This is a genomic window from Oleiphilus sp. HI0086, assembly GCF_001635225.1.
Genome location: NZ_LWFZ01000614.1, coordinates 1 through 5,254 on the forward strand (window position 1 = coordinate 1; position 5,254 = coordinate 5,254).

4 protein-coding genes and 1 pseudogene are annotated in these 5,254 nt (G+C 43.3%); all 5 read left to right on the forward strand.

Going from position 1 to position 5,254, the window contains the following annotated elements; genetic code table 11:
• A pseudogene (gene miaA, locus A3756_RS07505) lies at nt 1-273 on the forward strand (tRNA (adenosine(37)-N6)-dimethylallyltransferase MiaA); the annotation flags it as partial.
• An 82-nt stretch (nt 274-355) separates the two neighbouring features.
• A complete protein-coding gene (hfq, locus tag A3756_RS07510; protein ID WP_068514970.1) occupies nt 356-592 on the forward strand; it encodes an RNA chaperone Hfq in 237 nt (78 codons plus the stop codon).
• Between the two features lie 76 nt (nt 593-668).
• Nucleotides 669-1,964, forward strand: coding sequence for a ribosome rescue GTPase HflX (gene hflX / locus A3756_RS07515; RefSeq protein ID WP_068514973.1), 1,296 nt, complete (start codon nt 669-671; stop codon nt 1,962-1,964).
• A gap of 238 nt (nt 1,965-2,202) precedes the next feature.
• Nucleotides 2,203-4,329 carry a hypothetical protein gene (locus tag A3756_RS07520; RefSeq protein WP_068514975.1) on the forward strand — a complete coding sequence of 709 codons (2,127 nt, stop codon included), beginning with the start codon at nt 2,203-2,205 and terminating at the stop codon, nt 4,327-4,329.
• 242 nt (nt 4,330-4,571) lie between these two features.
• Nucleotides 4,572-5,254: FtsH protease activity modulator HflK (gene hflK, locus A3756_RS07525; RefSeq protein WP_068553221.1), on the forward strand; the 683-nt coding region annotated here is incomplete at its 3' end.

Genomic DNA, 5,254 nt, shown 5'->3' on the forward strand with positions numbered 1-5,254 from the left:
TTTATCGAAGAGGTTGAAGGGTTTTACCACTCTGGAGAGGTGACAGCAGATATGCCTTCAATGCGTTGTGTTGGCTATAGGCAGGTTTGGGATTACCTAGATGGCAAGTTAACGAAAGATGAAATGCGAGAAAGGGGGGTTATTGCAACTCGACAACTCGCTAAAAGGCAGCTAACTTGGTTGAGGTCTTGGCCAAATTTGCACCAATTAGAGACGAATGATGTAAAAGTGCTGGCTAAAGCGCGAGAAATAATTGAAAATGCTAAATATTAAGACGCATCTCACATAAAAAATGAAAAAAATGCGTTAAATGGAATAAAATAGATTTATTAAAAAAATACTAGGAGATAATAAAATGTCTAAGGGTCACTCTCTTCAAGATCCATATTTGAATGCACTTCGTAAAGAGCGAATTCCTGTTTCAATATTTCTTGTTAACGGCATTAAGCTACAAGGCCAGATTGAGTCATTTGACCAGTTTGTCATTTTACTTAAAAACACTGTTAGCCAAATGGTGTATAAGCACGCTATTTCAACGGTTGTACCTGCACGTAATGTTCGCGTTGCAACACCTGAAGAACAAGAGTCATAGTCTATCTTGACTCTATCCCCACTATCAGACTTTTATCGTCGCTTAGCTTTTTTGCCCGCCGGAGTAGTAATTAAACGTGTTTGACCGTCCCGACTCCGGTGAGCTGGCTATACTGGTTCATATTGATTTTAACTCTGAAAAAGAACGTGAAGACCCTGATGAATTCAAGGAGTTAGTGTCTTCTGCTGGGGTTGAAACGCTAGCAGTCATTACTGGCTCTAGAGATAAGCCGGATGCCCGGCACTTTGTTGGTAAGGGTAAGCTGGAAGAAATACAGTTCGAGTTAGAGCATGGTGAGGCAGATGTTGTGCTGTTTAATCATGCTTTGTCACCAAGTCAGCAGCGAAATCTTGAAGCGGCCCTGGAGTGTAGAATTATCGACCGTACAGGTATCATTTTGGATATCTTTGCTCAGCGGGCGAGAACTCACGAAGGTAAGCTGCAGGTCGAACTTGCTCAGTTAGAATATATGTCGACGAGATTGATTCGCGGCTGGACCCACTTGGAGCGTCAAAAGGGTGGTATCGGTTTACGAGGGCCGGGTGAGACTCAGTTAGAAAGTGATAGACGTTTACTTCGCGGTCGTATCAAGACTATTACCTCACGTCTGGAGAAAGTTCGTAAACAGCGTGACCAAGGTCGTAGAGCACGCACCCGTGCAGAAATACCAACAGTATCCTTGGTTGGTTATACCAATGCTGGTAAATCTACTTTATTCAATCGAGTCACTGAAGCGGATGTTTATGCTGCCGACCAGCTGTTTGCAACCTTGGACCCGACTTTAAGAAAGTTGAACCTGCCGGATATCGGCAACGCTATTTTGGTTGATACCGTTGGTTTTATTAGACATCTCCCGCATAAATTGGTAGATGCCTTCCGGGCAACGCTTGAAGAAACCTGCAACGCTACGCTTCTTTTGCATGTCATTGATTGTCATGATGAAGGTCGCATGGATAATATTGAGCAGGTGGAGCATGTTCTTAAGGAGATTGGTGCGGATAAGGTTCCGACTTTAAAGGTTTATAATAAGCTAGATCTATTAGACGGTCGTGAGCCGAGAATAGATAGAGATGAAGACGGTGTGCCGCAGCGAGTATGGGTGTCTGCTTATACGGGTGCTGGTGTAGATCTGCTTAATCAAGCGATTATTGAAATTCTTGGTGATGAAATAGTTCATCAGAAAATTAAACTTGACCCTTCTAAAGGTGGAAAACTAAGAGCCTTGTTTTATGCTGCATCGGTCGTGCAGGATGAAAGCTATGATGAAGAAGGCGGGCTAGTTCTAGAGATTCGCTTACAGCGCCTCGATTACGAAAGACTGCTTCGCCAAGCTGAAGTTAATGAATCTGATTTAGATATCACTAACTTGTAATCACAAGCTATCCAGCCCGATAAAAGGCACTAAAATGTCACGCATTTGACTGAAAACGTGCAGCCAAATGTGCGTCAAGTCAGAAAATTACATTTCTCAAAAAAACTTACACTAAGTTATGTAAGTACTTCTGTTAAAAATAAAAAGCTGTGCTATGTTTTATGGATAGCGAACTTCTTTTCTAGGAATTCATCGTAAGATATTGATATTTTAGGCATTGCCAAATTGAGGATAAGATATGTTTCTTAATAAATCAGTGGTTTCATCGCTGAGCATGGCGCTTTTGCTAAGTGCATGTAGCGGAAGTGACGGTTTTGGTGTGGGTAATGGTAACCCAGATGATTCAAGTGGTACTGAAACTACTGAAACCGATTCCGGGACGGATACATCACCGACTGCTGACGTGGACGAGAGGTTAGGTTCTGGTTCAGGTAATAGTTTTGATGCTGGTGCAATGGTAACCGGTTTGGCTGACGGTGAGGTGCTTTCTTACGGTGCTAGTACGACGATATCTGTCAATGTAGTTAATGCAGGTAGGGATAATGAATTATTAGCAACGCCAACCTCAGTGAGCTTTAGTTCAGCTTGTGCGACACAAGGATTGGCGACAATTGGTGAATCAGCGTTAAGTTCTGCAGGTGTGGCGACCGTAAATTATACTGCCACATCTTGTACTGGTTCGGATACGATAACAGCAACGACAACTGATGATGAAGGTAATACCTCAACTGCATCCGTAACAATTGATATCTCTAGTTTAGGTTTGGGTAGAAGTTCTGGCGATTCTTTTGTATCGGGTGAAATGACAACGCTAACTGACGGTGTTGATCTAACCTATGGTGGCGACACGGTTGTGTCGGTCAATATTGTTGATACCAACGGTAATACTCTATTTACCTCTAGTTCCGTGTCGGTTAGCTTTACTTCAAATTGTGTGCAGCAAGGCAAGTCGGATATTTCATCTTCGGTTAATACAACGACAGGTACCGCGGTTGCAACGTATACTGCGAATACCTGTGAAGGGCCTGATGTCATTACCGCTACACTAAGTGATGGGACCTCAGCTACAGCAAATATTAACGTAGCAGAGCAAATACTAGGTGAATTAGCTTTTGTATCGGCTGATCCTTCAACCATCGCGTTGAAAGGCAGTGGCTCAAGTGCTCACCCAGAGGTTACAACCGTTACCTTCAGTTTGAACGATGCGACGGGCGAGCCGATGGCAGGTGAAACAATTGAATATTCTCTGTCAACGAATGTGGGGGGGATTACTTTCCCTAATGGCTTATCGACTTATTCTTCGGTAACGGATGAAGAGGGTAATACTTCAGTACAGCTTACTGCTGGTGGCGTTAACATTAGTGTGGCAATCATTGCAACGGTAACTGTTGAGTATGAGGATGGTTCAACTGCAACGACAACTACGACATCTGATTCAATTGCCGTTCTGGGTGGACTTCCTGACCAAGACAGCTTTACTTTATCTGTAGAGACCTTTAACCCTCGTGGTTGGGATATTTCTGGAACAACTTCTCGAATGACTGTGCGCGCAGGTGACCGCTTTAATAATGAGGCTAGAGATGGTACTCAGGTTTCTTTTGTGACAACCGGTGGTCAGATAGTGGGTTCCTGTGAATTAGATAGTGGCTTTTGTTCAGTTGATTGGACAAGTTCGAATCCGCGTCCCGATAACGGTTTAGTGCATATTATGGCACGTACGACTGGAGAGGAGTCATTTATTGATGCGAACTTGAATGGTCAATATGATTTAGGTGAAGTCATAGATGTCGAACTGGACGAAGCTTATATCGATGTTAACTATAATGGTGTGCGTGATGATAATGAGTTCTACTCAGATTTTAACAATAATCAGGTATACGACACTAAGACTAATCCGGGATTTTATCAGGGGGCAAGTTGTACTGAGGCAGCTGAAGAACCTTCGGATCCTGATGACCCTAATTCTCCGTATCATTGTGAGTCGCTAGTCGATGTAAGACGTGTAGCTACGATCTGTATGTCTGAAGATGATGTCGTAATTTCTGATAACTTAGGTGGTGGGGTTCTGGATGCTTCAGCGGGCGCCGCAGGAGTTCTAGTTACAATTACTGATGGTAAAGGGCTAATGCCTGCAAATGGCACTACTGTAGCAGTAAGTGTTGAGGATGGTGAGATTGTAACGGGCCAAAATATTGTAATTCCTAATCAGTGTCCAGTAGATTCTGACGGTAATCCGATTCCGTTTACTAACATGATTATAGTAGAGGCAGATGATGACCCTGCTACTAGCTTCGGTACATTAAAAGTCGCTGTAACACGCGCAGATGGGGTGATTGAAGAACGTTTTATCTCTTTCCTTCACTAGGTTTCTTATTTAATAGTTAGATCTAAATCCTTAATGGGGAAGCATAAGCTTGCCCATTTTTATGTCTGATAAACGCCCACCATAAAAACCGCTTGCTGTCCGTCTCCAAGCACAATACTATGTGCCTCTTGTAAACTAAGACTTTGCCCTCATTAACCACACTTGTGGGCAATTAAGTCACAATACTTTGATTCGTAAGAATCTTTCATGAAACTAATCTAAAAAATGTAACGGAGTCTTCTATGGCCTGGAATGAGCCGGGTGGTAATCGTAATGATAACGACCCTTGGGGTTCTAATAATCGAGGGAATAAAGGCGGCAATAATCAAGGGCCACCTGATCTCGATGAAGCTTTAAAACAACTGATGGATAAGCTGAATGGCTTGTTTGGTTCAGGCCCGAAAAAAACTGGTGGCTCTTCTGGCGGTTCAAGCCAGGGTGCTGGTGGTGTATTTATTTTGGCATTGATTGCGCTGGTCATCTTTTTAGGCTTTAAGTCATTTTATACCATTGATGAGCAGGAAAGAGGCGTTGTCCTTCAATTAGGTAAGTACAACCGAACCTTGGACCCGGGCTTACGCTTTGTGATTCCTGTTGTCGAGAAGGTCATTCCTGTAAACGTAACTAATGTTCGAAATGCCGAGTTGAAGCAAGAAATGCTGACTCAGGATGAGAACGTGGTTCAGGTTGAACTAAACGTTCAGTATACGGTATCGGACCCAGTAGCATTTGCTTTACGCGTTGAAGATCCAGAGCGTAGTTTACAACATGCTGCTGAATCAGCATTACGGCATGAAGTGGGTAGTACAGATTTGAACCCAATTCTAACGGCTGGCCGTGCTGTGCTTGCAGAAAATGCGCGAACGCGTCTGCAAAGCTTTATGGATTCCTACGACACGGGTGTTAACGTTAGTATTGTTAACGT